Annotated in this window: 27 protein-coding genes; 16 read left to right on the forward strand and 11 right to left on the reverse strand. The window is 64.1% G+C overall.

The window, feature by feature from the left end:
• Nucleotides 1-13 precede the first annotated feature (13 nt).
• From AC27VQ_RS02745 to AC27VQ_RS02755, 3 genes are all read right to left on the reverse strand, one after another.
• Nucleotides 14-319, reverse strand: a complete 306-nt coding sequence (locus tag AC27VQ_RS02745) for a hypothetical protein (RefSeq protein WP_488715111.1) — start codon at nucleotides 317-319, stop codon at nucleotides 14-16.
• 174 nt (nucleotides 320-493) lie between these two features.
• Entirely contained in the window at nucleotides 494-1,387 is an 894-nt protein-coding gene (locus AC27VQ_RS02750) for an SDR family oxidoreductase (RefSeq protein WP_488715112.1), read from the reverse strand.
• A gap of 44 nt (nucleotides 1,388-1,431) precedes the next feature.
• Complete coding sequence (locus tag AC27VQ_RS02755; protein ID WP_488715113.1) at nucleotides 1,432-2,088, reverse strand: O-methyltransferase; 657 nt, start codon at nucleotides 2,086-2,088, stop codon at nucleotides 1,432-1,434.
• 87 nt (nucleotides 2,089-2,175) lie between these two features.
• On the opposite strand from AC27VQ_RS02755, the gene AC27VQ_RS02760 reads away from it, so the two are divergent.
• Complete coding sequence (locus tag AC27VQ_RS02760; protein WP_488715114.1) at nucleotides 2,176-2,817, forward strand: TetR/AcrR family transcriptional regulator; 642 nt, start codon at nucleotides 2,176-2,178, stop codon at nucleotides 2,815-2,817.
• Between the two features lie 16 nt (nucleotides 2,818-2,833).
• Here AC27VQ_RS02760 and AC27VQ_RS02765 read toward each other — a convergent pair whose 3' ends face one another.
• Together AC27VQ_RS02765 and AC27VQ_RS02770 are read right to left on the reverse strand one after the other, a co-directional pair.
• Entirely contained in the window at nucleotides 2,834-3,907 is a 1,074-nt protein-coding gene (locus AC27VQ_RS02765; RefSeq protein WP_488715248.1) for an ROK family transcriptional regulator, read from the reverse strand.
• A 53-nt stretch (nucleotides 3,908-3,960) separates the two neighbouring features.
• Complete coding sequence (locus tag AC27VQ_RS02770; RefSeq protein WP_313527643.1) at nucleotides 3,961-4,611, reverse strand: SGNH/GDSL hydrolase family protein; 651 nt, start codon at nucleotides 4,609-4,611, stop codon at nucleotides 3,961-3,963.
• Between the two features lie 264 nt (nucleotides 4,612-4,875).
• Here AC27VQ_RS02770 and AC27VQ_RS02775 point away from each other — a divergent pair, with 264 nt between their 5' ends.
• The 5 genes from AC27VQ_RS02775 (at nucleotide 4,876) to AC27VQ_RS02795 (ending at nucleotide 10,132) form a co-directional block, all read left to right on the forward strand.
• A complete protein-coding gene (locus AC27VQ_RS02775) occupies nucleotides 4,876-5,952 on the forward strand; it encodes an ABC transporter substrate-binding protein (RefSeq protein WP_488715115.1) in 1,077 nt (358 codons plus the stop codon).
• Between the two features lie 61 nt (nucleotides 5,953-6,013).
• On the forward strand, nucleotides 6,014-7,507 hold the full coding sequence (locus AC27VQ_RS02780; protein ID WP_488715116.1) for a sugar ABC transporter ATP-binding protein: 1,494 nt from the start codon (nucleotides 6,014-6,016) through the stop codon (nucleotides 7,505-7,507).
• A 16-nt stretch (nucleotides 7,508-7,523) separates the two neighbouring features.
• Entirely contained in the window at nucleotides 7,524-8,495 is a 972-nt protein-coding gene (locus AC27VQ_RS02785) for an ABC transporter permease (RefSeq protein WP_488715117.1), read from the forward strand.
• 2 nt (nucleotides 8,496-8,497) lie between these two features.
• Nucleotides 8,498-9,448, forward strand: coding sequence for an ABC transporter permease (locus tag AC27VQ_RS02790; RefSeq protein WP_488715118.1), 951 nt, complete (start codon nucleotides 8,498-8,500; stop codon nucleotides 9,446-9,448).
• Nucleotides 9,449-9,475: 27 nt separating this feature from the next.
• Complete coding sequence (locus AC27VQ_RS02795; protein WP_488715119.1) at nucleotides 9,476-10,132, forward strand: SGNH/GDSL hydrolase family protein; 657 nt, start codon at nucleotides 9,476-9,478, stop codon at nucleotides 10,130-10,132.
• A 76-nt stretch (nucleotides 10,133-10,208) separates the two neighbouring features.
• Here the strand turns inward: AC27VQ_RS02795 and AC27VQ_RS02800 are convergent, their stop codons facing one another.
• The 4 genes from AC27VQ_RS02800 to AC27VQ_RS02815 form a co-directional block, all read right to left on the reverse strand.
• A complete protein-coding gene (locus AC27VQ_RS02800; protein ID WP_313527655.1) occupies nucleotides 10,209-10,685 on the reverse strand; it encodes a DoxX family protein in 477 nt (158 codons plus the stop codon).
• Nucleotides 10,663-11,448 (reverse strand): HvfC/BufC N-terminal domain-containing protein, encoded by a 786-nt coding sequence (locus AC27VQ_RS02805; protein WP_488715120.1) that lies wholly within the window; start codon nucleotides 11,446-11,448, stop codon nucleotides 10,663-10,665. The genes AC27VQ_RS02800 and AC27VQ_RS02805 overlap by 23 nt, the downstream gene beginning before the upstream one ends.
• Nucleotides 11,449-11,451: 3 nt before the next feature.
• Nucleotides 11,452-12,306 (reverse strand): MNIO family bufferin maturase, encoded by an 855-nt coding sequence (gene bufB / locus AC27VQ_RS02810; RefSeq protein ID WP_488715121.1) that lies wholly within the window; start codon nucleotides 12,304-12,306, stop codon nucleotides 11,452-11,454.
• 68 nt (nucleotides 12,307-12,374) lie between these two features.
• Entirely contained in the window at nucleotides 12,375-12,656 is a 282-nt protein-coding gene (locus AC27VQ_RS02815) for a BufA1 family periplasmic bufferin-type metallophore (RefSeq protein ID WP_488715122.1), read from the reverse strand.
• Between the two features lie 223 nt (nucleotides 12,657-12,879).
• Here AC27VQ_RS02815 and AC27VQ_RS02820 point away from each other — a divergent pair, with 223 nt between their 5' ends.
• The gene (locus AC27VQ_RS02820) at nucleotides 12,880-13,434 is read left to right on the forward strand and encodes a sigma-70 family RNA polymerase sigma factor (protein WP_421592791.1); all 555 of its coding nucleotides are present in this window, start codon (nucleotides 12,880-12,882) and stop codon (nucleotides 13,432-13,434) included.
• Nucleotide 13,435: 1 nt separating this feature from the next.
• Nucleotides 13,436-14,071, forward strand: a complete 636-nt coding sequence (locus tag AC27VQ_RS02825; protein WP_488715123.1) for an NrsF family protein — start codon at nucleotides 13,436-13,438, stop codon at nucleotides 14,069-14,071.
• 4 nt (nucleotides 14,072-14,075) lie between these two features.
• Here AC27VQ_RS02825 and AC27VQ_RS02830 read toward each other — a convergent pair whose 3' ends face one another.
• On the reverse strand, nucleotides 14,076-14,858 hold the full coding sequence (locus AC27VQ_RS02830; protein WP_488715124.1) for a pyrroline-5-carboxylate reductase: 783 nt from the start codon (nucleotides 14,856-14,858) through the stop codon (nucleotides 14,076-14,078).
• A 175-nt stretch (nucleotides 14,859-15,033) separates the two neighbouring features.
• Here AC27VQ_RS02830 and AC27VQ_RS02835 point away from each other — a divergent pair, with 175 nt between their 5' ends.
• Nucleotides 15,034-15,252, forward strand: coding sequence for a DUF6500 family protein (locus AC27VQ_RS02835; protein WP_488715249.1), 219 nt, complete (start codon nucleotides 15,034-15,036; stop codon nucleotides 15,250-15,252).
• A 66-nt stretch (nucleotides 15,253-15,318) separates the two neighbouring features.
• Here the strand turns inward: AC27VQ_RS02835 and AC27VQ_RS02840 are convergent, their stop codons facing one another.
• Complete coding sequence (locus AC27VQ_RS02840; RefSeq protein WP_421592794.1) at nucleotides 15,319-15,909, reverse strand: 3'-5' exonuclease; 591 nt, start codon at nucleotides 15,907-15,909, stop codon at nucleotides 15,319-15,321.
• A gap of 261 nt (nucleotides 15,910-16,170) precedes the next feature.
• On the opposite strand from AC27VQ_RS02840, the gene AC27VQ_RS02845 reads away from it, so the two are divergent.
• From AC27VQ_RS02845 to AC27VQ_RS02875, 7 genes are all read left to right on the forward strand, one after another.
• The gene (locus AC27VQ_RS02845; protein ID WP_488715125.1) at nucleotides 16,171-17,694 is read left to right on the forward strand and encodes an ABC transporter substrate-binding protein; all 1,524 of its coding nucleotides are present in this window, start codon (nucleotides 16,171-16,173) and stop codon (nucleotides 17,692-17,694) included.
• A gap of 62 nt (nucleotides 17,695-17,756) precedes the next feature.
• Nucleotides 17,757-18,695 (forward strand): ABC transporter permease, encoded by a 939-nt coding sequence (locus tag AC27VQ_RS02850; protein ID WP_313527671.1) that lies wholly within the window; start codon nucleotides 17,757-17,759, stop codon nucleotides 18,693-18,695.
• 11 nt (nucleotides 18,696-18,706) lie between these two features.
• Entirely contained in the window at nucleotides 18,707-19,558 is an 852-nt protein-coding gene (locus AC27VQ_RS02855; RefSeq protein ID WP_488715126.1) for an ABC transporter permease, read from the forward strand.
• Nucleotides 19,555-21,219 carry an ABC transporter ATP-binding protein gene (locus AC27VQ_RS02860; RefSeq protein WP_488715127.1) on the forward strand — a complete coding sequence of 555 codons (1,665 nt, stop codon included), beginning with the start codon at nucleotides 19,555-19,557 and terminating at the stop codon, nucleotides 21,217-21,219. Before AC27VQ_RS02855 ends, AC27VQ_RS02860 begins: the two co-directional genes overlap by 4 nt.
• Nucleotides 21,209-22,660: an amidase gene (locus AC27VQ_RS02865; RefSeq protein WP_488715128.1), complete on the forward strand. Its 1,452-nt coding sequence runs from the start codon at nucleotides 21,209-21,211 to the stop codon at nucleotides 22,658-22,660. The genes AC27VQ_RS02860 and AC27VQ_RS02865 overlap by 11 nt, the downstream gene beginning before the upstream one ends.
• Nucleotides 22,661-22,672: 12 nt before the next feature.
• Nucleotides 22,673-23,593: a MurR/RpiR family transcriptional regulator gene (locus tag AC27VQ_RS02870; RefSeq protein WP_488715129.1), complete on the forward strand. Its 921-nt coding sequence runs from the start codon at nucleotides 22,673-22,675 to the stop codon at nucleotides 23,591-23,593.
• A gap of 36 nt (nucleotides 23,594-23,629) precedes the next feature.
• Complete coding sequence (locus tag AC27VQ_RS02875) at nucleotides 23,630-24,844, forward strand: serine hydrolase domain-containing protein (RefSeq protein WP_488715130.1); 1,215 nt, start codon at nucleotides 23,630-23,632, stop codon at nucleotides 24,842-24,844.
• Nucleotides 24,845-24,868 lie beyond the last annotated feature (24 nt).

The following is a 24,868-nucleotide window of genomic DNA, read 5'->3' on the forward strand; positions in this document are numbered from 1 at the left end:
GGGTCGGGATCGGCTAGATCCCGGACCCATCGAGTTGCTGGACGTCCTCGCCTTCCCAGGGGGAGGGCGCGGCGGCGCGGCTGAGACTGGCCGAGGGCATCGGCATCCAACACTTCAGCTCCGGTTCGGCATATTCGATGATGCAGCCGGGGGCGGAATCGGAGGCGCGCCAGCCTTCCGCGCCGAACCGGTCGCCATGCGACCAGTATGCGACATCGACTTCGGCCGCACCCTGTTCCGACGAGCGGACCGTGACGAGAATCCGGCTGCCGTCCCTCGGCGCACTTGTCATATGACGCCACCGCTCTGGCTGATCCATCGTCTGTCCTCCTGCTTCACTGCGGGAAGTGTCGCGCTGCCGCCGAACCGGGTCAACCCAAACTTTGCACGACTTCGTTCCTTTCTTTCTGCCGGTCGTGCAGGCTTAAATATCTCCTTGTTGTGGTGCTGACCCGAGTAAGAACAATATCGGCGGAATCCGTTTGAACGCCGACTACAGGCTGTAATAGGCGGGTTCATCGAGGTCGCGAAGAAGGCGAGGGCCGGAAGGATGCCAGTCGAGCAGGGTGCGGGTCCGTGCGCTGGAAGCTGCCATATCAGCGCCCGCCATCGCCGCGAACCAGCCGAAATGTTCGCGCGGGCGCGCCTCGACGGCAAGGCCGAGCCGGCGGCCGATTGCGCTGGCGATTTCCTTGAACGGAACGGCCTCGTCGGCGACGGCGTGGTAGACGTCTTCCGTCACGCCCTGCTCCAGCGCGAGCCGGTAGACGCGGGCGGCGTCCAACCTGTGAACGCCCGACCAGCAGTTTTCTGTATCGTCGATATAGGCCGACACACCCGTCTCCCGCGCCAGCTTTATGAGGATCGGCACGAAGCCGTAGTCGCCGATCCCGTGGACCGATGGGGCAAGCCGCACGGTTGCCGCGTGCACGCCCCGTGCGGCGAGCGCTCTTGCGGCGGTTTCGGATTTGCGAGGAGCAGCGGGATTGGGGAGGTCTGTCTCGGTGGCGCCCCTTGGCAAGCCGGACAGGCCCGACGTGACCAGCAGCGGCCGTTCTGATCCTTCGAGAACGCCGCCGAGCGTTTTGATTACATGCTGATCCTGTGCGGAGTTTTGGAGAAACCTCGGAAAACCCTGATGATCCACGGAATGGATGAAGTCATGGTTGAAGGCCGTGTGGATGACGGCATCCGCTGCCGAAGCCGCCTGGCGCAGGATCTCGATGTCTTCGAGCGATCCTTGGACGACGTCGGCGCCGGCTGCGGCAAGAGGCGCTGCCTTTTCCGGGGAGCGGGCGAGCCCGGTGACGCGATGGCCGGCGCGCAGAAGGTCGCCGGCAATGGCCGAGCCGACCCAGCCGGTCACTCCCGTTATGAATACATGCATGGCGTTACTCCAGGTCTTGGGGGATTTGTAAGGGGAAGGCGGGTTCATCCGATCCGCATCGACAGTTCGACATCGTCCGCAAAGGGCACCGAGAGATAGCCCGAGGTGGCCGAGCGGACATGGGCGAGGTAGTCGGGGCTGTCATCGGCGTTGTCGGCGACGATAAGCGCGCCGGGCTTGAGGCGGTCTTCCACCAAAGTGAGAATATCGCGGTAGAGGGCCTTGGCGCCGTCGAGCAGCAGCAGGTCGATCGTCTCGGGAAGATCGGTGCTGAGGGTCTTGAGCGCATCGCCCTCGCGGATGTCGACGAGATCGGCAAGGCCGCCATCGACCAGGTTCTGGCGTGCCCGCTTGATTTTCGACGGCTCGAACTCGCTGGTGATCAGCCGCCCGCCGCCATTGTCCCGCAGGGCGGCGGCAAGGTGGAGCGTCGAAATGCCGAAGGATGTGCCAAACTCCACGATCGATTTGGCGCCGCTGCTGCGGGTCAGCATGTAGAGCAGCGTCCCCGTTTCGCGCGAAACCGGGAGCCAGAGGTCCTTCAGGCGCCCGTAGAGATCGAGATATTCGGTCTTGCTGCGGATGAGGCGTTCGCGCTCGGCGCGTGAAAACGATGCCATCGCCGGGCTGGTGGCCGCATCGGCCTCCACGAACAGGCGGTCGAGGAGGGAGGCGAGCGGTTCTATCGTCAGGGTGTTCATGAAAACTCCGTCAGGAAGGGGGCTTGTGCTGAAATCGAAAATACGAATAATTCGTCGCATTCGCTAATCGCATTCCCGGACGCCCCGATGACCGAACGGCCAACTGTCGGAATATCCTCAAGAAAACAGCCGAGGCAGGCGCGCTCGAACGAACTTGTTCAGGCCATTTTGCAGGCTGCTGTTCAGGTTCTGGCGGAGGAGGGGGCGCAGAGATTTACCACCGCGCGGGTGGCGGAAAGAGCCGGCGTCAGCATCGGATCGCTCTATCAGTACTTTCCCAACAAGGCTTCGATCCTGTTCCGCCTGCAGAGCGACGAGTGGAAGGAGACCACGGATCTCCTGGTCCGCATTCTGGATGACCGCGCACAGCCGCCGCTCCAGCGATTGCGAGACCTCGTCCATGCCTTCATCCGGTCCGAATGCGAGGAGGCGACGGTCCGTGTTGCGCTCGACGACGCCGCCCCGCTGTATCGCGATGCGCCGGAGGCTCGCGTGGCGAAGGAGGCCGGCGATCCGATCTTCGAACGGTTCCTGCTGGAGGTGCTTCCGAGCAGCAGCGCCGCCGCTCGGCAGACGGCTGCGGACCTGATTCTGAAGACGATGAGCACGGTCGGCAAGGAATTTTCAGAAACGCCGCGAAGCCAAGCGGAAATCGAGGCCTATGCCGATGCCATGGCCGATATGTTCTGCGCCTATATCGGCGGCATGGCTGACAAGGGGGCATGCTAAGATCGCGAGACAGGACCTAATGCACCATGAAGCGGGAGCTGAACGGCAGGCTGGCCGCACCGACAGCTTTTGGCGCCGCGGACGTTCGGCCGACGACGGCATTGACGGACGGAATTTCCTGCCGGACGAGATTGCATAGCGCGGTACAGATCTCGGGCGGAACGAAGGACGATAGCAGGACGGTCTTCAGTTCGATGAATTGCAGCAGCGCCTGCGTCGATTTGATGAGGCTTTCCGCGCAGGCCTGCTGCCAATCGGCGAGCGCCGGCCCCATTGGCGGCCACGAGGGGTGCTGTTCCCAAAGTCTCGCCGCAGCCGGATCGCCGGCCGGCAGGGCGCGCTCCAGCGCCAGCACGCCGACATCGTAGCTCAGCGGCGAATTGCCGTTATAGATCTGATGGTTGAGTACGAGGCGGCCATGCAGGCGGGCGCCGAGATAGAAGAACAGGAAGTCCTGCAATTGCCGCGCGGTGCCGAACAGGCTTTCGCCGCCGGCCGCCGCCGTGATGTCGTTCTGCACGAAGACGGGAAGGCCAAGCTCGGTTTCCAGATAGCGGTGCAGCACGTCATGATCCGGGCCGGAGCGGATCGGTGGGGTCGGCAGTGCAAGCCCGACGCCGGCGATGCGGCCCTGCCGGCTTTCCGAAAGGCCGGCGATGGCCTGGTGGATTTCGAGCGCCAGAGCCTCCGGCGCATCGAACGTGTCGGCCGTCTTGTGCGGCATGACGCGCTGATGCTGCACATTGCCGATGAAATCGACGACGACGATATGGGTGTTGCGATAACCGACGCTGACGCCGACGGAATAGGCGCCCTCGGAATTCAGCATCAGCGGCGTGGTGGGCGGGCCGACGCGGCCTTTCTGCGCCTCGCCGCGCACGACGAGGCCTTCCTGTTCGAGCGAGCGCACTATGACGGAAATCGTCTGCGCCGAAAGGCCGGTCTTTTCACCGATTTCGAGCCGGGTGGTTGCCTCGTTCTGCAGGAGCAGCGACAGGACCAGGCGCTCGTTGTGGCTGCGCACGCTCAGCGAATTAAGACCGCTGGCGCGATCGGCGATGCGAAGCGGGTTGGGCGGCGCGAAACGCATATCAGGCAAGGGCGCGCTCCTTCCCGGAAAGGGCGATGATCAGGGGGCAGGGCTTACGCATCGGCCCACCCGATGGCCAGAACTTCCTGTGCCAGCGCTTCGCCGAGCTGGCGATGGGCGGCCTCGTCGATATGGAAACCGTCGGCCGGCGAGCACTGGCATACTGTGCCGGCATCGAAGAAATGCGCCTCCAGCGAATCCGCCATGATCTCGAATTCCAGTGCCAGCTTGCGGGATTTTTCCTGCGCGCCGGAGAAGATCGATTCCCATTCGCGCAGGTCGTCCAGCATCGGCGGCGGGGCGACGATCATGATTTCCGGGTCGTGGCCGGCCGGTCCCGGCGAGAGTTCGCGGATATCGTGAACAAGGCAGCCGATACCCATGGCGACTTCCGACGGCGGCATGTTGAAGCGCCGCTTCAGGTCGTTGGTGCCGAGCATGATGATGATGAGATCGAGCGGCGTGTGGCTTTGCAGGCAGGGGCGCAGGTAGGTGCGGCCGTTTTTCAGCGCGCCCTCGATCGGGTCGTCATGCACGGTCGTGCGGCCGCTCAGGCCTTCCTCGATCACCTGCCAGCCGGGGCCGAGCAGGCTTTCCAGCACGCCGCCCCAGCGCTGCCCGCGGGCATAGCGTTCGAGCGGTCCGCGGCCAGGAATCTGGCCGTGCGTGTTGGAATCCCCGAAACAAAGAACGGTCCGCGTCACTGTCTCCTCCACCGGGCCGCATGCCCGCTTTTCGGGTTCAGACTTCGCATCCGAAAGGGCGATTTGCAAGGACGACCTATTATTCATTCAGTCTGAATAACTATTGACAGGCGAAAGCGCCAGTGCTTTTGTGACGCTCGGAGGAAAGTTTCAGGTCGTTTCAAAGGCTGTGCACGAGCACCGGACATGCGTCGCGGGCTGGCGATGCCGCATGCCTTTCGACGGACCTTCCCCCTCGTTGGACGCCTGCTTTGGAGGAGAAGTATGAGCAGCATCATCAGGAAAATTGGCCTGTCGGTTCTTTTGGCCGGCGTGGTCTTCGCCACGAACAGCTTTGCGCAGGAGGTGCCGCTGCTCGAGGGCGTCACGGTCCGTGCGGACAACAACCCGACGGTGGAAGAGGGCAAATACAAGAAGGACGCGCCCTGGGTCATCGGCATGAGCAGCTTCGGCGTCAACGCCAACACCTGGACCGTGCAGGTGGCGCATGAGGCACAGGCGGCCGCCGATCGCGACAAGCGCATCACGAAGTTCGTGCTGCTCGATGCCGGCTTCGACCAGAAGAAGCAGGTTGCTGACATCGAGGACCTGATCGCCCAGAAGGTGGATGCGATCATCGTCCAGCCGGTCACCTCGACCTCGGCCAATGCCAGCATCGAAAAGGCCATCGCGGCGGGCATCCCGGTCGTGCTGCATACCGGCCGCATCGAATCCGAGGCCTATACGACGGAAATCCAGGGCGGCGCCGAGCATTTCGGCAAGGTGATGGGCGACTTCCTCGTCAAGGAACTCGGCGGCAAGGGCAATATCTGGGTGCTGCGGGGTCTCGCCGGTCATCCGGAGGACACCAACCGCTACAACGGCCTGAAGCAGTCGCTCGAAGGCACCGAGATCAAGATCGCCGCCGAGGAGCATGGCGACTGGCAGTATGACAAGGCCAAGAAGGTCTGCGAGACGCTGTATCTCAACGATCCCAATGTCGATGGCATCTGGTCGTCGGGCGCGGACATGACGCGCGCCTGCGTCGACGTGTTCAAGCAGTTCGGCGCGCCCATCCCGACGATCTCGGGCGAAGGCAACAACGGCTTCTTCGGCCAGTGGATCGCGGACGGCTTCAAGTCGGTCTCGTCGGAATACAGCCCCGCCCAGGGCGCTGCCGGCATTCGCGCTGCGGTCGCCCTTCTCGAGGGCAAGGCGCTCCACAAGCACTATGACTATAACCCGCCGGGCTGGGACCTCGAAAAGGTCAAGAAATACTACCGCGACGACTTGTCGGCCAATGTCTGGTGGCCGTCGGAACTCTCTGAAGAGCAACTCAAAGAGTTCTACGCCAAGCAGTAAGGCGGACCACGCCGGGAGGCGGGCGCTCGCCTGCCTCCCGTCATCCGGACAGAGGAAATCCATGTCGCATCCTATTGAAATGGCCGGGATATCGAAGGCATTCGGCGGCAGCGTCGCGCTTCGCGATGTCTCGCTGGCGCTGACGCCGGGCACCGTGCACGCCCTGATGGGCGAAAATGGTGCCGGCAAATCGACGCTGATGAAGATTCTCGCCGGCGTGCACCAGCCGGATAGCGGCGAGATCCGCCGCGCGGGCCGTACCGTCAGCTTCGCCAATCCGCGCGCGGCTCTGGAGGCCGGCATATCCACCGTCTTCCAGGAGCTTTCGCTGCTTCCGAACATGACGATTGCGGAAAACATGTTTCTCGGCCGCGAACCCCTGGGGCGGTTTGGCGGTATCGACCGGCGGCGCATGCGCGAGGAGACGAAGGGTGCGCTCGCGCGTCTTGGCCTCACGCTTGATCCCGACACGCTGGTCTCGGACCTTTCCATCGCCGAGCGGCAATTCGTCGAGATTGCCCATGGCATCGACGCGGATGCTGACGTCTTCATTCTCGATGAGCCGACCGCGGCGCTCAATGCGGCTGATGTCGATGTGCTCAACCGGCATATCCGGGCATTGCGCGAAGCCGGCAAGGCCATCGTCTATATCTCCCACCGCATGGATGAGATTTTTGCTATCTGCGATGTGGTGACGGTGCTGAAGGACGGCCAATTGGTCGGGACGCGACCGCTCACCGAAATGACGCCGGCCTCGCTGATCGCGATGATGGTCGGGCGCGAGCTGGAGGCTCTTTTTCCAGAGCGTGGCGAGGGAGAGGGCGCGGCCGCACTCGCCGTATCCGGTCTCAGGCTTCACGCGGATGCAAAACCCTTCTCCTTCACGGTGAAGAAGGGCGAGATCGTCGGCTTTGCCGGGCTCGAAGGGCAAGGGCAGCAGAAGGCGCTGCGCGCGCTGGTCGGGCAGTTTTCGCCAGCCGAAGGCACCGTGTCACGCCGGGAAAACACCATCCGGCTTCCCGTGCCGAAGGAAAGCGGCGTGCGGCGCTGGCAGGCGCTCGGCGGTGCCTTCGTGCCGGAAGACCGCAAGGACGAGGGCCTGTTCCTCGATCACTCCGTCGGCCAGAACATCGTTGCCGCCTTGCATGCCGGCCGCCCGGCCCTGAAGGCGGCAAAGCGCTACGGCTCTATCATAGCGGAAACGATGCGCCGGCTGAACGTCAAGGCGTCGGGGCCATCCGCCACGGTCGGCGCGCTCTCCGGCGGCAACCAACAGAAGGTGCTGCTCGGACGCTATCTCGCCACTGATGCCGACCTGCTGCTCATCGAGGAACCGACGCGCGGCGTCGATGTCGGCGCCAAGGCGGAAATCTACCGGATCCTGCGGGACTTCGCGAAAGCGGGCGGTGCGGTGCTCGTCCTGTCGCGCGAGACGGTCGAGCTGATCGGCCTCTGCGACCGCCTCTACGTGATCCACCGCAACACGATCGTATCGGAAATGCGCGCTCAGGAAGCAACCGAGCACGGCATTCTCGATGCGGCGCTGAGCGCATGACGGACGGAAAAGCCTGATGACATCCTCTTCTTCCACCCTCGGAAAATTGCTCACCGGCCGCGGCAGTCGGCAGGGCCTGTGGCTTTTGCCCCTGATCATCACACTCGCCATGGCGCTATGGCTCGCCGCCACGACCAGCCAGTTCGGCCAGTGGAGCAATCTCGCCAATCTCGTTGCGCAGGGCATGCCGTTGCTGATCACGGCGGTCGGGCAAATGTTTGTCGTGCTCGTCGGCGGTCTCGATCTCTCGATCGGCTCGGTCGTCAGCTTCACGACGGCCATCCTCGCGCTGGATCTGCCGGGCACTGTCACCATTCCCGGCGTTTTCCTGCTCGCCGGCCTGATCGGTGCCACCAACGGCTACTGCATTACGCGGCTCAATGTGCATCCGATCGTCGCCACGCTCTCCATGCAATATGTCGTGCTCGGCATCACCCGCGTGTTGCGCCCGGTCTCCGGCGGGACCGTGCCGGATGGCGTGCGCTGGCTGGTCGAGGGCTCGATCTTCGGCCTGCCGCTGCCGGTCTTCTGGGGCATCGTCACGCTGCTCGCCGCCTGGAAGCTGCTCTACGGCTCGCGTTACGGCCTGCATCTCTTCGCCATCGGCGGCGGCGTTGCCTCGGGCTCGAACGATGCCGCGCGCAATTTCGGCATTCCCGCCAATCGCAACATCCTGCTCGCCTATGTGATCTGCTCATTGTTCGCCGCCCTTGCCGGCGTGTTCCTTGCCGGCCGCATCGTCTCCGGCGATCCGAATGTCGGCCTGCTGATGGAGCTCGATGCCATCACGGCGGTCGCGATCGGCGGCACGCAGCTTTCCGGCGGCGTCGGCAGCCTGCATGGCACGGTCATCGGCGTTGCGGTTCTCGCCTTGCTCTCCAACGGCATGAACCTGCTCAACATCACGCCTTTCGTGCAGACGGCGATCAAGGGCGTGCTGCTCATGGCCGTCGTGGCCCTCCAGTCGCGCAAGAAGATCGGACTCTGATCATGTCGGTTCTCGTCAATTCGACCCTCTTCCGGCGCGTCGCCAAGATCCCGCCATCCTACTATCTGCTCGGCGCGCTGCTGATTATCCTCTTCATCGCCCGTCCGCAGATGCTCAATGCCAATGTGCTCGGCGTCTTCGTGCGTCAGGTCGTGCCGCTCGGCATTCTGGTGCTCGGCCAGCTTCTGGTCATGCGGGTGAAGTCGATCGACCTCTCCGGCGGCGGCGTCATCCTGCTGATCAACTACTGCATCTCGTCCGGCATTTTTCCGGGCGCCTCGCTCGGCTTCTATATCGTGCTGGCGCTTGCAATAGGCCTTGCCATCGGTCTGTTCAACGGCGTGATGGTCGCCAAGCGCCGGGTCTCCGCCGTCATCGTCACGCTGGCGCTGTCCATCGTGCTCGTCGGCTTCGTGCAATATCTGTCGAGCGGCAAGCCGCCGGGCGATGTGCCGAAGATCTTCGCCGAGCTGTTCAACACGCGCTTGATCGGCCTGCCGAGCCCGGTCCTGTTCTGGATCGCGCTCACCGCGCTGATGGCGCTGCTCTTGTCGCAGACCGTCTTCGGCCGCTTCGTCGCCGCCGTCGGGGAAAGCATGCCGGCCGCGCATTTTTCCGGCGTGCCCGTGGAGCGCACGGTCATCCTCGCCCACACGCTCGCCGGCCTCATGGCGGCCATCGCAGCTCTCGTCCAGACGGCGTCCATCGCGGTCGGCAGCGTGCGCGTCGGGCTCGACCTGCCGATCCTGTCGGTCGCCGCGACCATTCTTGGCGGCGTGGTTTTCGGACGGGGCGAGGGTGGCGTCTGGGGGCCGTTCTTCGGCGTGCTCTGCTTCGCCTTCCTTTTCGTCGTGATGACGATGTTCGGCGTGGGGGACGCGGGAAAACTTGTCGCCCAGGGCCTGATCATCCTGTTTGCCGCCATCTTTTACGGCCTTCGCGCCGGCAAGTGACATCAACAGCCATTCAAGGAGGACCAAATGGCCGAAAAGCGCTCAATCCTGTGCTTTGGAGATTCTTTGACCTGGGGCTGGATCCCTGTGAAGGAATCCGCCCCCACTCTGCGCTATCCCTACGAGCAGCGCTGGACCGGCGCCATGGCCGCGAGGCTGGGCGACGGCTACCATATCATAGAAGAGGGGCTCAGCGCCCGCACCACCAGTCTCGACGATCCGAACGACCCGCGGCTGAACGGCAGCGCCTACCTGCCTGCCGCACTCGCCAGCCACCTGCCGCTCGATCTCGTCATCCTCATGCTCGGCACGAACGATACGAAATCCTATTTCCATCGCACGCCCTACGAGATCGCCAACGGCATGGGCAAGCTGGTCGGTCAGGTGCTGACCTCGGCCGGCGGCGTCGGCACGCCCTATCCGGCGCCGAAGGTGCTCGTCGTCGCTCCGCCGCCGCTCGCGCCGATGCCCGATCCCTGGTTCGAAGGCATGTTCGGCGGCGGCTACGAGAAGTCGAAACAGCTCGCCGGTCTCTACAAGGCGCTTGCCGACTTCACCAAGGTCGAGTTCCTGGCCGCCGGGGACCATGTCACGACCGACGGCGTGGACGGCATCCATTTCTCTGCCGACACCAACATCAAGCTCGGACAGGCCATCGCGGACAAGGTCTTGGCACTGTTCTGAGCAAAGCCACTCCGGCGCCTCCCTGCCGGAGTGGCATTTTTTCACCCTAGCCAAGGGACCTGCTGACGGCCTCGCTCTAGGCGGTGCGTATTTTCTTTGCCACGAGCGCATCCAGTGAAATGCACCCCGGTCCGCGGGCCGCGATGAACAACAGGCACGCGGCCCAGGTGCCGTGGGTCGGCCAGGCGGCGGGATAGACGAAGATCTCGATGACCAGCGTCATTGCCAGAAGCGCCAGCGCGGATAGCCGGCTGGCGAGGCCGATGACCAGCAGGATCGGGAAAAAGTGCTCGGCGAAGGCGGCGAGATGGGCGGCGAGCCAGGGATCGACGAGCGGCAGCTTGTATTCGTTCTCGAAGAGATAGAGCGCGCTGTCGGAGAGCCGCCAGCCCTCGACCTTCGTCTGTCCGGACTGCCAGAAGACGGCGGCGATGGAGAGGCGGGCGATAAGCGCTATGAGATCGTTTGGAAGGCCGTTCAGAGCTTTCAGGCCCTGTTCGACGATCCTGTAGGGCAGGGGCTGAACGAGGTCAGGCATGGTCTGGGTCTTCATCGGTCTTGTCCTGGCTGATGGCGGCAAAGGCTCCCGAGCGGAGCAGCACCGCGAGATTGTCTGAAAGATCGAAATCGGCGTGTCCGCTCATCGCGCTTTCCGCCGCGCTGGCGAGCGTCGCGCCGACGGCGAGCCGATGGAAAAACACCGCGCCGCCGGGCGACAACTCGATAACCTCGACGGTCAGATGCGGGCGGGCGATCAGGGCATGTTCGCTCTGCCGGACATCGATTGGAGCAAGCGGTCGCTCGCCGGCATTCATCGCCCAGATCGTCACCACGGGATAAGGCGAGGAGAGCACCGACAAAGCGGGATGCGGCGTGAAGACAAGCGCGCCGAGTCGGGCGGGATCGATCGCGGCGAGCGCCGCCGGATCGAGCGGCGAGATATCGGCCGCGTGATAGGCTCGCCCGCGGGCGATTTCGAGCCGCATCACATCGGGCAGATAGGCAAGCTCCCACGCTGGCGCGAAGGCTGCGACGAAATCGGGCAGATCGTCGCCATAGGCGAGCAAGACGGGCGAAGACGGCGGATGGGCCTCGATGAAGGCCCGCGCCATGGCCCGGAAGAAGTCCGGCCCGACGATGTTTTCTGCGGCGGGAAAACGGGAGGCGAGTGCCGCCGTCAGACTTGCCGTGACATTGTTGCGATAGACGCCGTAGCGTCGTTCCGGCGTCGGGGTGTTCCACGCCACGAGCCCGGCAGGTGCGGATCCCGTGCCGAAAAGGCCTGCGGCGAAAGCGCTCTGGAAGGTAGCGGACATGGCTCAGGCCGCCCTTCTGTGCGCCGCCGCGTCGAGCAGCTGCTGCGCCGAGATCGCCTCGGCGCGCAGCACCGGCCAGGCGGGCACGTCATTGTCCCATTCGATCAGGCTCGCGACCGGACCGATCCGGCCGAGGACGGTTTGATAGAGCGCCCAGACGGGATCCTTCACCGGCGTGTCGTGGCTGTCGATCAGCAGCGGCGCCCCGAGCTCGTCGATATTATCCGAATGGCCGCTCAAGTGGATTTCGCGTACGGCCGCCAGCGGGAAGCGGGCGATATAGTCATGGGGGTCGAGATTGTGGTTCGTCGCGGCGACGAAGACGTTGTTGACGTCGAGCAGCAGGCCGCAGCCGGTGCGTTGCGCGACCTCGGCCAGGAAAACGGTCTCCTCGATCGTGCTCTCCGCGAAAAGCAGGTAGGTGGCGGGGTTTTCGAGCAGCATCTGACGGCCCAGAACGGTCTGAACCCGATCGACATGCTGGACCACGCGGGCGAGCGTTTCCTCGGTGTAGGGCAGCGGCAGAAGGTCGTTCAGAAACACGCTGTCATGGGTCGACCAGGCAAGGTGTTCGGAAAAACTCTCCGGCTGGTAGCGGTCGCACAACACCCGCAGCCGGGCGAGGTGATCGCCGTCGAGCGGCTGCATCGAGCCGATCGACAGGCCGACGCCGTGGATGGAAAGCGCATAGTCCTCGCGCAGCCTGCCGAGCTGGGCATGCGGCGGGCCGCCGGCGCCCATGTAGTTTTCCGCATGGACCTCGAAGAAGCCGACGGGGTGCTGTTCGGTAAGAATATCGGTGAAATGCTCGGGCTTGAAACCGGCGCCGGCGCGGCGCGGGAGGGCGGAGGAAAACATGAGGCACCTCTCTGAAGGGAAGCGACGGCGCCCGGATGGCGCCGCCCGTTTGGCGGGGGCGGTGGCTATCAGGCCGGTGCCATGCCCTGCTCGAGCATGCCGTGGCCGGTGGGCGTCTTCATCGAAATGCAGGTGCCCTTCGGAACCAGCTTGAAGACATTCTGCTGGTAATCGATCTTCGACGTGCCGGCGCAGGTGGTGCCGGCGCCCGCGGCGCAGTCGTTCTGGCCCTTCATCGCGATGCCGTAGCACTTCTCCTTGCTGTCGTCGGCGGTGGCGGGCGTTGCGATGGCGGCCAGCGCGGAAGCGAGCGAACCGGCAAGGGCGAGGGTGGCGATCGTGGTTTTCATTCTCTGTCTCCGTTTTTGGGCAGCCGCGATTGGCTGTGCATGGACGGCTACGGTGAGGGATTGCGCTTCGTTACAGGGCCGGTCGGATTTTTCTGTACACCTCTTGCGAAGCGGCCCTTGGCGTAAGAAAAAGGCCTTGCGCATCAGGCTCTTGGGCGCGTTACAGGTTTCTTGTCGTGGGCACGGTAACAAAATCGTGTGGCCCGGCGTAGGGTAGGAAACGGTGAAACAGTCGACGCGCGAAGAGGAATGGGCAGCCTGGCTGCGCCTCGCCATCAAGGGCGATGCGCAGGCCTATAACCGTTTCCTCGTCGCCGTGACCCCGCAATTGCGCCGCATGGCGCGCCGGCGGTGCGATCAGTTCGGCGCCCCGGCAAGCGAGGCGGAGGATGTGGTGCAGGAAGTGCTGCTCGCCATCCATCTGAAGCGCGGCACCTGGGATCCGTCCCGGCCGCTCGGACCGTGGCTGACGACCATCGTGCGCAACAAGCTGGTCGACAGCCTGCGCCGCCGCGGCCGGCATGTGAATGTGCCGATCGAGGATGTCGCCGATTTCCTGGAGGCGGGCGACGAGACGCATGAGGCCGCCGACCGGCTCGACACGGAAACCATGCTGGCACGGTTGAGAGACCCGCAGCGCGATATCGTCCGGTCGATCTCGATCGAGGGGCAGGGTATCCGCGAAACGGCGGCGCGGTTGAAGATGACGGAGGTCGCGGTGCGCGTCGCCCTCCACCGGGCGCTGAAATCGCTGGCCGCCCTCTATCGGAGCGAATGAGATGAAGACGGACGACCTGATCACCCTGATGACGCACGACGCGCCCGTCGGCATACGTTATAGCCGTGCGCTGGCGCTTGCGCTCGGCGCCGGCATCGTCGTCTCGGCCGTGTTGCTCGTCGTCACCGTCGGCCTGCGGCACAACATGGCGAGCGTCTTCGAGACCGCGCGCGTGCTCTTCAAGATCGTCATCACGCTCGTTCTCGCCGTTCTTGCCGCCCGGCTTGCCATGCGCATCGGTCGGCCGGGGGCGGAGACGCGCTTTCCCGCGCTGTTGCTCGGCGTGCCTGTCGTCATGGTAGCCGCTGCCGTGATCATCGAGCTCTTTGCGCTGCCGAGTGATGTCTGGCGGGCGAGCCTCGTTGGGCGAAACGCGCTGTTCTGCCTGTTCTTCGTGCCGGTCCTTTCGCTTGCGCCCTTTGCTGGCCTGTTCTGGGCTCTTAAAAAAGGCGCACCCGACAATCCGACGGCGGCCGGTGCCGCCGCCGGCCTTGCCGCTGGCGCGATTGCCGCCGCGATCTACGCCTGGCATTGCCCGGATGATAGCCCGCTGTTCCTGGCCACCTGGTACACCATTGCCATTGCCGGCGTCACCGCCATGGGCGCGCTGCTTGGCCGGCGCTGGCTGCGTTGGTAGGCGGCTACCCTTTGATCCGGGCAAGAACGCGGTCGAGTGCCTTGGTCAACGCCTGACCACCGCCGTCCGCCTCGAAATCCCTGAAGACCTGCTCGTTCAGGCCGCCTTTGGTGGCGAATTCGTGGCTCATCTCCAGGAAGGCCACGTGGTTACCGGCGCGGAGTGCCGTATCGGAGAGGCTGGCGAAAAGCGGTGCGAGATAGGCGCGTCCCTTTTCTTCCGGCAGGCCGTTTGCCGCCAGCCATTCGCTCGCGCGGTGCATGACGCCGAAATAGGTGGCCATCAGGGCGCTGGCGGCGGCGAGCAGATCGTATTCGGCCTTGCTCTCGCATTCGACGGCGTTGCCCAGCACGTTGAAGAGTGCCGCAGTATTTGCATCCGGCGGAAAGACGGCTGTCACGCCCTTGCGGCGCGCGACGAAGGGCAGGGGGATCGCCTGGGAGAGGCGTACATCCGCGCCGATCCAGTCCAGAAGCGCGTCACGCGCGGTTGCCGCGACGACGCTGATCACGCGTTGCCCGTCGCGGAAGCGCAGGGGGCGGATGACGTCCTCCGCGATCTGCGGCCGGATCGCCAGAACGACCGTGTCGCAGCCATCGACGATCGCCTGATTGTCGCCGGAGACCAGAACCTGCGAAAAATCGGCGGCAAGTCCTGCCGAGATGTCCGCGCTGCGCAGGGACACCATGACATGCGGCACGGCGGCGGGCTTGGTCAGGAGGCCGCGCACCATCGCGTCCGTGATGGTGCCGGTTCCGATGAAGCCGATTTTCTGGGGCAGGGACATGATCATTCCGAGTTTCTGGGGGTAGAAGGAAGCAATCGGGAGAGAACCGCTGCCGCATTCCATGGCCATTGGGTCAGAAAAGGCAGGCCGCAGCAATCGTAAAATTTCCGCCGCCCGCATGCGATTGATGCGCGTGTCTGTTACGCAGGGGGCTGTTGAATCGCGAGGATCAAGCTTGAGGCAATCTCTGAGGAACAAGGCCGTTTCGGTCTGCAATGAAAAGATCGCCAAGAAAGGCGAGGCGGTCGGCCTGTCGTTCTATGCCTTCTTTGCGAACAGGAACGATGATCCGGACCTGCTGATGGAAGCGGCGGAGTGGTGGATCCGAAAGCACGCTCTCGACCACTTCGAGAAAGCGACAAAGATCCGCGAGATGATCACGTCAGGATTGTGAGGCGTTTCGCGCCAACGCCTTCGTCACCGAGGTCTGCGGTCTGGAAGGCGCGTCTTCCGGCGCCTTTCAGCTCCTGCGGCAGGTGCAGGCTTCGTAGCCGCCAGCGAACAGCCGGCCGGCCTTCATGCCGATCCTTGCGGGGACCTCCCGCACATGTGTCACGCGCAGTGAACGTGCCATCGAGATTGCCGCTTCGGCACAGATTGCGGCGTCCTCAGCCGCGTTGTGATGGGCGAAGGTGAGGCCGAGATATGAGGCCAGGATATTCAACTTGTGGGATCCGAGATCGGGCCAGACCTTCTGCGCCATTTTCACCGAGCAGAGATAGGACAGATCGGGATAACTCTGGCCGTACTGGTCGAGGCAGGCCCGCCAGACGCTGAAATCGAAGGCCGCATTGTGGGCAATCATTGTCGCGTCGCGAAAGTCGTCGGCGAACTCGTCCATGACCTCGGGGAATTCACCGGCATCTTCGACAGCCTCCGGCCGGATGCCGTGGATGGCGATGTTGAAGGAGGAGAAGCGCATTGTCTTAGGGCGAATCAACCGCTCCTCGACGCGTGTGACGCGACCGTCCTCGATCCACGCCAGCCCGACGGAACAGGCGCTTCCACGCTGTTCGTTGGCCGTTTCGAAATCAATCGCGATCGTCTTCAAATCAAGCTCCGGCAATTTTTGCACGGTTCTAACGGCGTGCGTGCCGTTTGGCAAAGTGATCGCCGCGAGCGGATAGTTTCCGCGCGCAAGCTCCGAGACGGTGCAACTGTGCTTTCGACCGAAGGCCACCTCCTCCGTCAATGTTGAAAAAATAACATCACTGTTGACGTTTGTGTTGAATCTAACATAGTCTCCCAGTGTGTCTGGCGGCACGCTGGATTTCGGGAGGAGAAAGCAATGACTTTTTGGAGCAGGCCCCCCATGCGGGCCAAAGGTTTGGCATTGAGTGGCGCGACCCTTCTGGCCGCGGGTCTGGTTGCCTTCGGGCCGGCCTCGGCGGCGGATGTCATTCGTGTCGTCTCGCCCTATCAGACGACCACGCTGGACCCGATGCGTTCGGCGGCGGCCGGCAATATCGAAACCTACGGCCAGCTCTATTCGCGCCTGCTGCGGCGCAATTCGGAGACCGGCGCGCTGGAGCCCGGCCTTGCCGAGAAATGGGATATTTCCGAGGACGGAAAGACTTATACGTTCCATCTGCGCGATGCGCAGTTCTCGGACGGCTCGGCGATTACGGCCGATGACGTGGCTTTCAGCCTTGAGCGTATCCGCAGCGACAAGAAGTCGGCTTATCCGGCGCCGCTCGGCGCGGTGGAATCGGTTAAGGCGGCTGATCCGAAGACCGTGGTGGTGACACTCAAGTCGGCCTTCGCGCCGTTCCTCGGCAATGCCGAGATCTGGAACATGGGCATCGTCTCCAAGGCCGATGTCGAGAAGCGGGGCGAAGAGGCGGCGTTCGCCACCGTCCCGGTCACATCCGGCCCCTACGAGGTCAAGCAGTGGAAGCCGAACGAAAGGCTCATCCTCGAGCCCAATCCGCACTACTGGCGCGAGGGTTATCCGAAGTCGGACGCGATGGTCGAACTGATCGAGGTTGCCTCGCCCGAAACCCGCATCGCCATGCTGAAGGCCGGCGAGATCGATGCCGTGCGGGCGGTGCCGTGGGCACAGATCGACGAGCTGAAGACGGCCGACGCCATCGATATGCGGCTCGAGCCCTCGACCACCATCTACATGACGCTGCTCAACCACAAGCGTGAGCCCTTCTCCAATCTGCAGGCCCGGCAGGCGGCCGGCATGGCCATCGACAACAAGGCGATGGCCAAGGCCATCACGCGCGGTTATGCCGAGCCGGCAAACACCACGCTGCCGGGCAGCGTCGATTTCCATGACAAGGATTATCCGGGCATTGCCTACGATCCCGCCAAGGCGAAGGAACTGCTGGCCGAATCCGGCATGGCGGGACACGAGGTGAAGATCCTTGCAACTGCCGATGCGCCTTCGCAGCAGACGGCGCTGCTCATCCAGGCACAGTGGCAGGCAATTGGCCTCAAGCCCGTCATCGTCAATGTCGATGGCGGCGCCTGGTGGGATGCCACCGGCAAGGGCGATTACGACGCTGCGGCCAACTGGTGGTACAACGAGACGCCCGATCCCGATCTCGCCGTGCGCTGGGCGGTGTGCGGAAGCTGCGGCTCGAATTCCTACAACACCTTCTATGAAAACCCGAAGGTCGACGAACTCGTCGAGCAGGGGACGAAGGAGGTCGACCTGACCAAGCGCGCGGAGATCTACAAGGAGATCCAGAAGATCACGACGGAAGAGGTCGCGCAGATCCCGCTCTATTACGCGCCGAATGCGGTCGCCTATTCGAAGCGTCTGCAAGGCCTCAAGCTGACGCCTTCGCTGCAATGGACCTTGGAAGAGACGTCCATCGGCCAGTGAGCCGTCTCAAGCGCGCCTCGAAAAAAGGGGCGCGCCCTTGATGCTCGAACCGGAGAACCGGATTGTCCCTCCTGCACCTCATTGCGCGGCGTCTGCTGCAATTGATCGGCGTGCTCGCCGGCATCAGCCTCGTGACGTTTCTCCTGGTTCACATGGCCCCCGGCGATCCCGCGCGGCTTCTGGCCGGGGATCGGGCGAGCCCCGAAACCATCGCGGCGATCCGCTCGCAATACGGGCTCGACCTGCCGCTCTGGCGCCAGTTCCTGACCTATCTCGTCAATCTCGTTTCGGGTGATATCGGCCTGTCGCTGCGCTTTCAGCGGCCTGTGAGCCAGCTGATCGAACAGTTCATGTGGCCGACGCTGTTCCTGACCGGTTATGTTCTGTGCCTCGCCATCCCGCCGACGGTAGTGCTCGCCATCCTCGGTGCCCGCCGTCCCGGCGGTATCGCTGACCAGATCATTCGCCTGGTCGGGATTGCCGGTCTTACGATCCCGGTATTCTGGCTGGGCATCATGATGTCGCGCTTCTTCGGCGTCAGCCTCGGCTGGTTTCCCGTCTCGGGTTACGGCACCGGCTTCACCGGCCATCTGCATCACCTCTTCCTGCCGGCGCTCTCGACGGCCATCTGGCTGGTGCCGGTTCTGACGCAAAGCCTGCGCGCAGCGCTCATCGAAAAGACGACGGCCGACTTCGTCACGGCCGCGCGGGCGCAGGGCGCCACGGAACGGCAGATTTTCTGGCAGACCATGCTGCCGAACGCCGTGCTGCCGACGCTCAACCTGCTCGGTGTCATGGTGGCCTTCATGATCGGCGGCGCCGTCATCGTCGAAACCGTCTATGCGGTGCCGGGCCTCGGCACGCTGATGGTCAATGCGCTGCTCGGCCGAGACTACTACGTCGTGCAGGGCCTGACGCTGATCTTTGCGGTCTCGACCGTGCTGATCACGCTGATGGTGGACCTGCTCACCGCCTTCATCGATCCGCGCGTCCGGCTCTGAGGAGATCGCCCATGGCTGACAGCCCCGTTCTGGCGCAGACCGCGCCGCGTGTCCGCATCATCACGCCGACCATGCTGATTGCGCTCGTCATCCTCGGCGGATGGCTGGTGACGGCGCTGACCGCCTCGGCGATCGCGCCCTATGATCCCGATGCCATCGACATCATGAACATGCTTTCGCCGCCGAGTGCCGCCCATTGGTTCGGCACGGACCAGGTCGGCCGCGACGTCTTCTCGCGGGTTCTCTTCGCAAGCCGGGTTGATCTTCTGCTCTGCGTGGCCGGGGTGCTTCCGCCCCTCCTGATCGGCACGACGATCGGGCTGTTGAGCGGCTATTTCGGCGGCGTGGTCGATAATGTGTTCATGCGGATCTATGACCTGACCGTCGCGTTCCCCTTCTTCGTGCTGGTGCTGGCCATTGTGGGTGTACTTGGGCCGGGGTTGCTCAACTTCATCCTGGCGCTGACGCTCGTCGGCTGGGTGAGTTATGCGCGGCTGGTGCGGGCGCAGGTGCTGACGATCCGCGAAAGTGAATATATCCAGGCGGCCAAATGCCTGGGCTATGGGCCGGTCGCGATTCTCAGCCGTCACGTGCTGCCGAATGCCATCGGACCAATCATCGCCTATGCGGTGAGCGATGCGGTGCTGGTCATGCTCGCCGGTGCGAGTTTCGGCTTCCTCGGCATGGGCGCGCAGCCGCCGCTCGCCGAATGGGGTGTGATGATCGCCGATGGGCAGGCCTTCGTGCAGCAGGCCTGGTGGATCTGCCTGTTCCCGGGCTTGGCCGCCATTTCGCTCGGCCTGGGTTTTGCTCTGCTCGGCGACGGATTGGGGCAGATACAGCGTAAGGGAGTGACGGCATGAGCGGGCTGGAAACGGGCAAGCCGCCTCTGCTTGAGGTCAAGGATCTCTCCGTCAATTTCGGCGGCTTCGCGGCGGTGAAGAACGTGTCGTTCACGCTCCAGCCGGGAGAAATCCTCGGCATCGTCGGCGAAAGCGGTTCGGGCAAATCCGTGACCTGCCGTGCCGTGATGCGGCTGTTGGCCGCCTCGGCCCACGCCGAAGGCACGGTGAGGCTCGATGGACGCGACCTGCTGACGCTCGGCGAGGACGAACTGTGCGCCATTCGCGGCCGCGACATCGGCATGATCTTCCAGAACCCGGCATCGCATCTCGATCCGCTGCGCCGCATCGGCCAGCAGGTCGCCGCACCGATGATCCGCCACCTCGGCCTTGGCAAGCGCGAAGGTCTCCAGCGCGCTGTCAAGCTGCTCGAAGATGTGGGAATCCGCGAGCCGGAAAAGCGTGCCCGCTCCTATCCGCACGAGTTTTCGGGAGGCATGAAGCAGCGTGCGATGATCGCCGCCGCCATCGGTTGCCAGCCGAAGCTGCTGATCGCCGACGAGCCGACCACCGCCCTCGACGTCACCGTGCAGGCCCGCATCCTTGAACTGCTCAAGGAGCTCAACCGCAAGACCGGACTGGCGATGATCCTCATTTCGCACGATCTCGGGGTCGTGGCGGATATCTGCTCGCGCGTCGTGGTCATGCGTCATGGCGAAGTGGTGGAACAGGGGCCGATCGACGAGGTCATCAATCGGCCGCGCCATCCCTATACGAAACTGCTGATCGAATCCCAGCCGGGCCGCAAGAGCTACGGTACGGCCGTTGGTCCGGATCAGGCAACACCGCTGCTTCGCGTCGAAAACCTCTCGGTGACGTTCCCCGCCGGACAGGGCCTGCTCGGCGGCTTCGGAGGCGGCAATGCCTTCCGCGCCCTCGACGGCGTCGATCTCGAGATCAAGACGGGCGAAACGGTCGGCATCGTCGGCGAAAGCGGTTCCGGCAAGAGCACGCTCGCCCGGTCGATCATTCGCCTGAACACGCCGAGCGGCGGCGCGATCCGCCTGGACGGGGAAGATGTCGGGGCGCTCGATGGCGCGGCCCTGACGGCGTTCCGCCGCCGCGTGCAGATGGTATTCCAGAACCCGTACGATTCGCTTAATCCGCGCCTGACCATCGCCGAGGCCGTCGCCGAGCCGATCTGGCGGCATGGTCTCGCGGACCGAAAAACGGCGCGGAAAGAAGCCGACACTCTGTTGGAGATGGTGGAATTGCCGAGCAGCCTGCGCGATCGCAAGCCGCAGCAGCTTTCCGGCGGGCAATGCCAGCGCGTCGGCCTTGCACGGGCGCTGGCGTTGAAGCCGCAACTGCTCATCGCGGATGAAATCACCTCGGCGCTCGACGTCACGACGCAGGCGCAGATCCTGGAACTGCTCGTGCGGCTCCAGCGCGAGCGCTCCCTGACGCTGCTCTACATCTCGCACGATCTCGCCGTGGTGAGCAGCCTTTGCCAGCGCGTCTATGTCTTCAAGGCGGGACGTATCGTGGAACAGGGCGTGGCCCAACACGTCCTGTCCACGCCGAAGGATCCCTATACGCAGACGCTGGTCGGTTCGATGGCCCGGCTGCCGTCCGCCCAGACAATCCCCCCTTCACAACCGGTAGCGACCCATGCGACTTGATGAATATGCAGCCCATGACGGAACCGGCCTCGCCCGCCTGCTGGCGAAAGGCGAGGTCACGCCGAGGGAACTCGGCCGATGCGTCGAACAGGCCGTCGCGGCAGTGAACCCGACGCTGAACGCCGTCATCGAACTTTATGCGGACGCGCTGGAAAGCCTGCCGGAGGAGGCGTCCGCCACCCCCTTCGGCGGCATTCCCACCCTGACTAAGGACTTTCCCATCGAGGCGGGCCGGCCCGCCGAATTCGGCAGCCGTCTGGCACAGGGTTTTCGCGCCGGCCACGACGCCGTTTATTGGACGCGTTTGCGCAAGGGCGGGCTGGTCAATGCCGGACGCACGACGAGCTCCGAATTCGGCGTGCCGGCGGCGACGGAATCGCCGCTCTACGGCGCAACGCGCAATCCGTGGAATCCGGAGCGCGGCGTTGCCGGCTCCAGCGGCGGTGCGGCAGCGTCCGTCGCCGCGGGCATCGTGCCTTTCGCGCAGGGCAGCGACGGTGGCGGATCGATCCGCAACCCGGCCGCGTTCTGCGGCCTGATCGGGCTGAAGCCGTCGCGCGGCCGGGTAACGGGGTCTCCGAATGCGAACGCCCCGCTTCTGGGGCTTGCGACGGCCTTCATGCTCACCCGCTCCGTGCGCGATACCGCAGCTCTGCTCGATCTGTGCCATGGCCCGGATGCCGGCGACGGCTATGAGATCGCGCCGCCAGCGGGCACCTATCTCGATGCCATCACACGCAAGCCGAAGGGGCTGCGCATTGCGCTGTGCCTGCAGTCGTGGTCCGGCGTGCGCATCGACCCGGAGGTCGCCGCCGCGACAAGGTCGGCCGCGGCGCGGTTCGCATCGCTTGGCCACGATGTCGAGGAAGCGTCGCCGGACTTTGACTATCCCGCCTTCCTCCATGCGCAGAAAGTCATCTGGGCCGCCGATGCTGCCGCGAACATGCCGGCCATGGGGCGACTTATGAACCGGTCAATGGATGAGGCGCTTGGCGCAAGCGTGCATGCGCTGTATCGCTGGGGGCTCGGCATCAGCGGTGCCGAGCTCATTCAGGCTCTTGCCGTCTATGACCGGACAACACGGCAGATCGGGCGGTTCCTGGCCGGATACGATCTGTTGCTGACGCCGACCAGCGCCATTCTGCCGGAACCGATCGGCACTTTCGATCCGAACCGCGCCGGCATCGACGCGGATGGCGTCTTCGACGATCTGGCGCCGAAGGAAACGTTCACCGCCCTGTTCAATGCCACCGGGCAGCCTGCGATATCCTTGCCGCTCGGTCGCAGCAGCGAGGGGTTGCCGATCGGCATCCAGCTTGTCGCCCGCTTCGGGCGGGAGGACCTGCTGCTTGCAGCCGCGCGGCAAATCGAGGAAGAGGTAGAGGGCGCTCCCGGCATCTGGGGGCAGGGGCGTCCGGCCATCCATGTCGGTAATTTCTAGGAGCTTGTCACTGTGGCGAAATCGCGAAGCGGCAAGGACGCCAATAGCGTCGAGGACAAGATCGACATCGACGCGATCCTGCGTGCCCGCATGCCCGATTTCTCGCCCTCGGAGCAGAGCCTGGCGGCCTATATCCTCGACAATATCCAGATACTGCCCTTCGAGACCGGGAGCAGCATTGCTCAGGCCGTGGGTGTCAGCGAAATGACCGTGACGCGGTTCGTTCGCGGCCTCGGCTTCGAGAACCTGCGCGACCTCAAGAAGCGCCTGCGTGTAGCGGTCGCGGAGAAGGACAGCGAAGTCGACGACTACATGGCCCGCTTCCAGATGCGAGAGGGTCGCCAGCAGATGTTGCAGGAGAGCCTGCGGCTCGAGCTCGACGCCATCGTGAAGGCCTATGCCCTGACCACCACCGACGTGTGGGACGAGGCCGCAAGCCTGCTCGTGAAGGCGCGCACCATCTATGTCGTTGGCTTCCAGGCTTCGAAGGGGCTGGCCATGGATTTCGCCAGCCGCCTGTTGTGGGCTCGCTCCAACGTCATCTTCATCGACAATGCCTCCGGGACCTTCGGCGAGATCATCAATGCGGATCCCAAGCAGAGCGCTGTCGTCCTGGTGGATACCGCCTCCTATGCGACGCGCGGCATCAAGCTGGCGGAAATGCTGAAGTCGATGGAGATGCCGCTGGTCATCGTCACCGACAAGTTCAGCCATTGGGCCTTCGCCTATACGCGCTTCGTTTTCGAGGCCCATACGCATGTGAAAACCTTCTGGGATTCCACGGCAAGCCTGAGTGTCGTGCTCAATCTGCTGATCGACGCCGTTGCCACCAAACTCGGCCCGAAGGCCAAGCGCAACTTCGCCATGATGAGCGACATGGGCAGCCTGTTCGGGGAATTCGTCGGCGGCAGTTACCTTCGCCGCAATGATTGAACGAGACAGCGTTCCAACCGCAAACGAGAGCATATCATGACCAGCACACCGTCCTTTCGTGATCCCGCCGCACCGGGAAACCCCGTCATTCCCCGGCAGGAATGGGACCGCGCGCCCTGGAACCGCTGGACCTTCCAGCATGTCCGCGACATGATGCCGACCACGCAGGTCTGGCGCGGCCCGGGTCCGGCGAGCCCGCTGCCGGTCAATCTGCAACCTGTCGATGCCATTCCCTTCGAGGCGGACGGCCAGTACCTCACCATCGGCAGTTTTCTGGAGACGGCCTATACTGACGGCCTGCTCGTGCTTCATCGCGGCAGCATCGTTGCCGAGCGCTACCTGAACGGCATGGCACCGCACACGCTGCATCTGTCGCAATCGGTCGCCAAGTCGATCGTCGGCACGCTCGCGGGCATTCTGATCGGCCAGGGCCTGGTCGACCCCACGGCCTTGCTGACCTATTATCTGCCGGAGCTGGAGGCGACGGCCTATCGCGGCGCGACCGTCCAGCATGTGCTGGACATGACCAGCGGCGTGCTGTTCGACGAGACCTATACCGCGCTCGATTCGCACATGGCGCAGCTGGATGCCGCCAGCGGCTGGAAGGATCGCTGGAACCCGACCTGGCCGCTGCATGTCTGGGACCTGATCCTGTCGCTGAAGGATCTGGAGTGCCCGCACGGGGCTTCCTTCCGCTATCGTTCGATCGAGACGGACGTGCTGGCCTTCGTGCTGCAACGCGCGACCGCCACGCCGCTTGCTGAACTGGTCAGCCGTGAATTGTGGGCGCCGATGGGGGCGGAGGAGGATGCCTGCTTCACCGTGGACGCCGCCGGTTATGCGCTGGGCGACGGCGGGTTCAACGCGACGCTGCGCGACTATGCCCGTTTCGCGCTGCTGCATCTTCGCGGCGGCGAGATCGGCGGCCGGCGCATCGTTCCGGCCGAATGGATCACTGGCACGCGCTTCGGCGCCGACCCGGCGCTCTTCGGCGGCATCTATCACGACGTGCTGCCGGTTGGCGCCTATCATAACCAGTTCTGGATCGAGGACACCGCACGCGGTGCCTATATGGCGCGCGGCGTTTTCGGCCAGCTGATCTATATCGACCCGCAGGCGGATTTCGCCGCGGTCATCCTGTCGAGCTGGCCGGAATTCGTCAACACAGTGCGCACGCGCACGGCGCTTGCGGCGGTCCGGGCCATCCGCGCGGCTTTGTCCGGCCCGGAGACCGTATCGGCGGCCCTGTAGCATTCGGCGGGACAGTTCTTTTCG

The sequence above is a fragment of the Shinella sp. 20P9.1.1 genome (genome assembly GCF_057798995.1).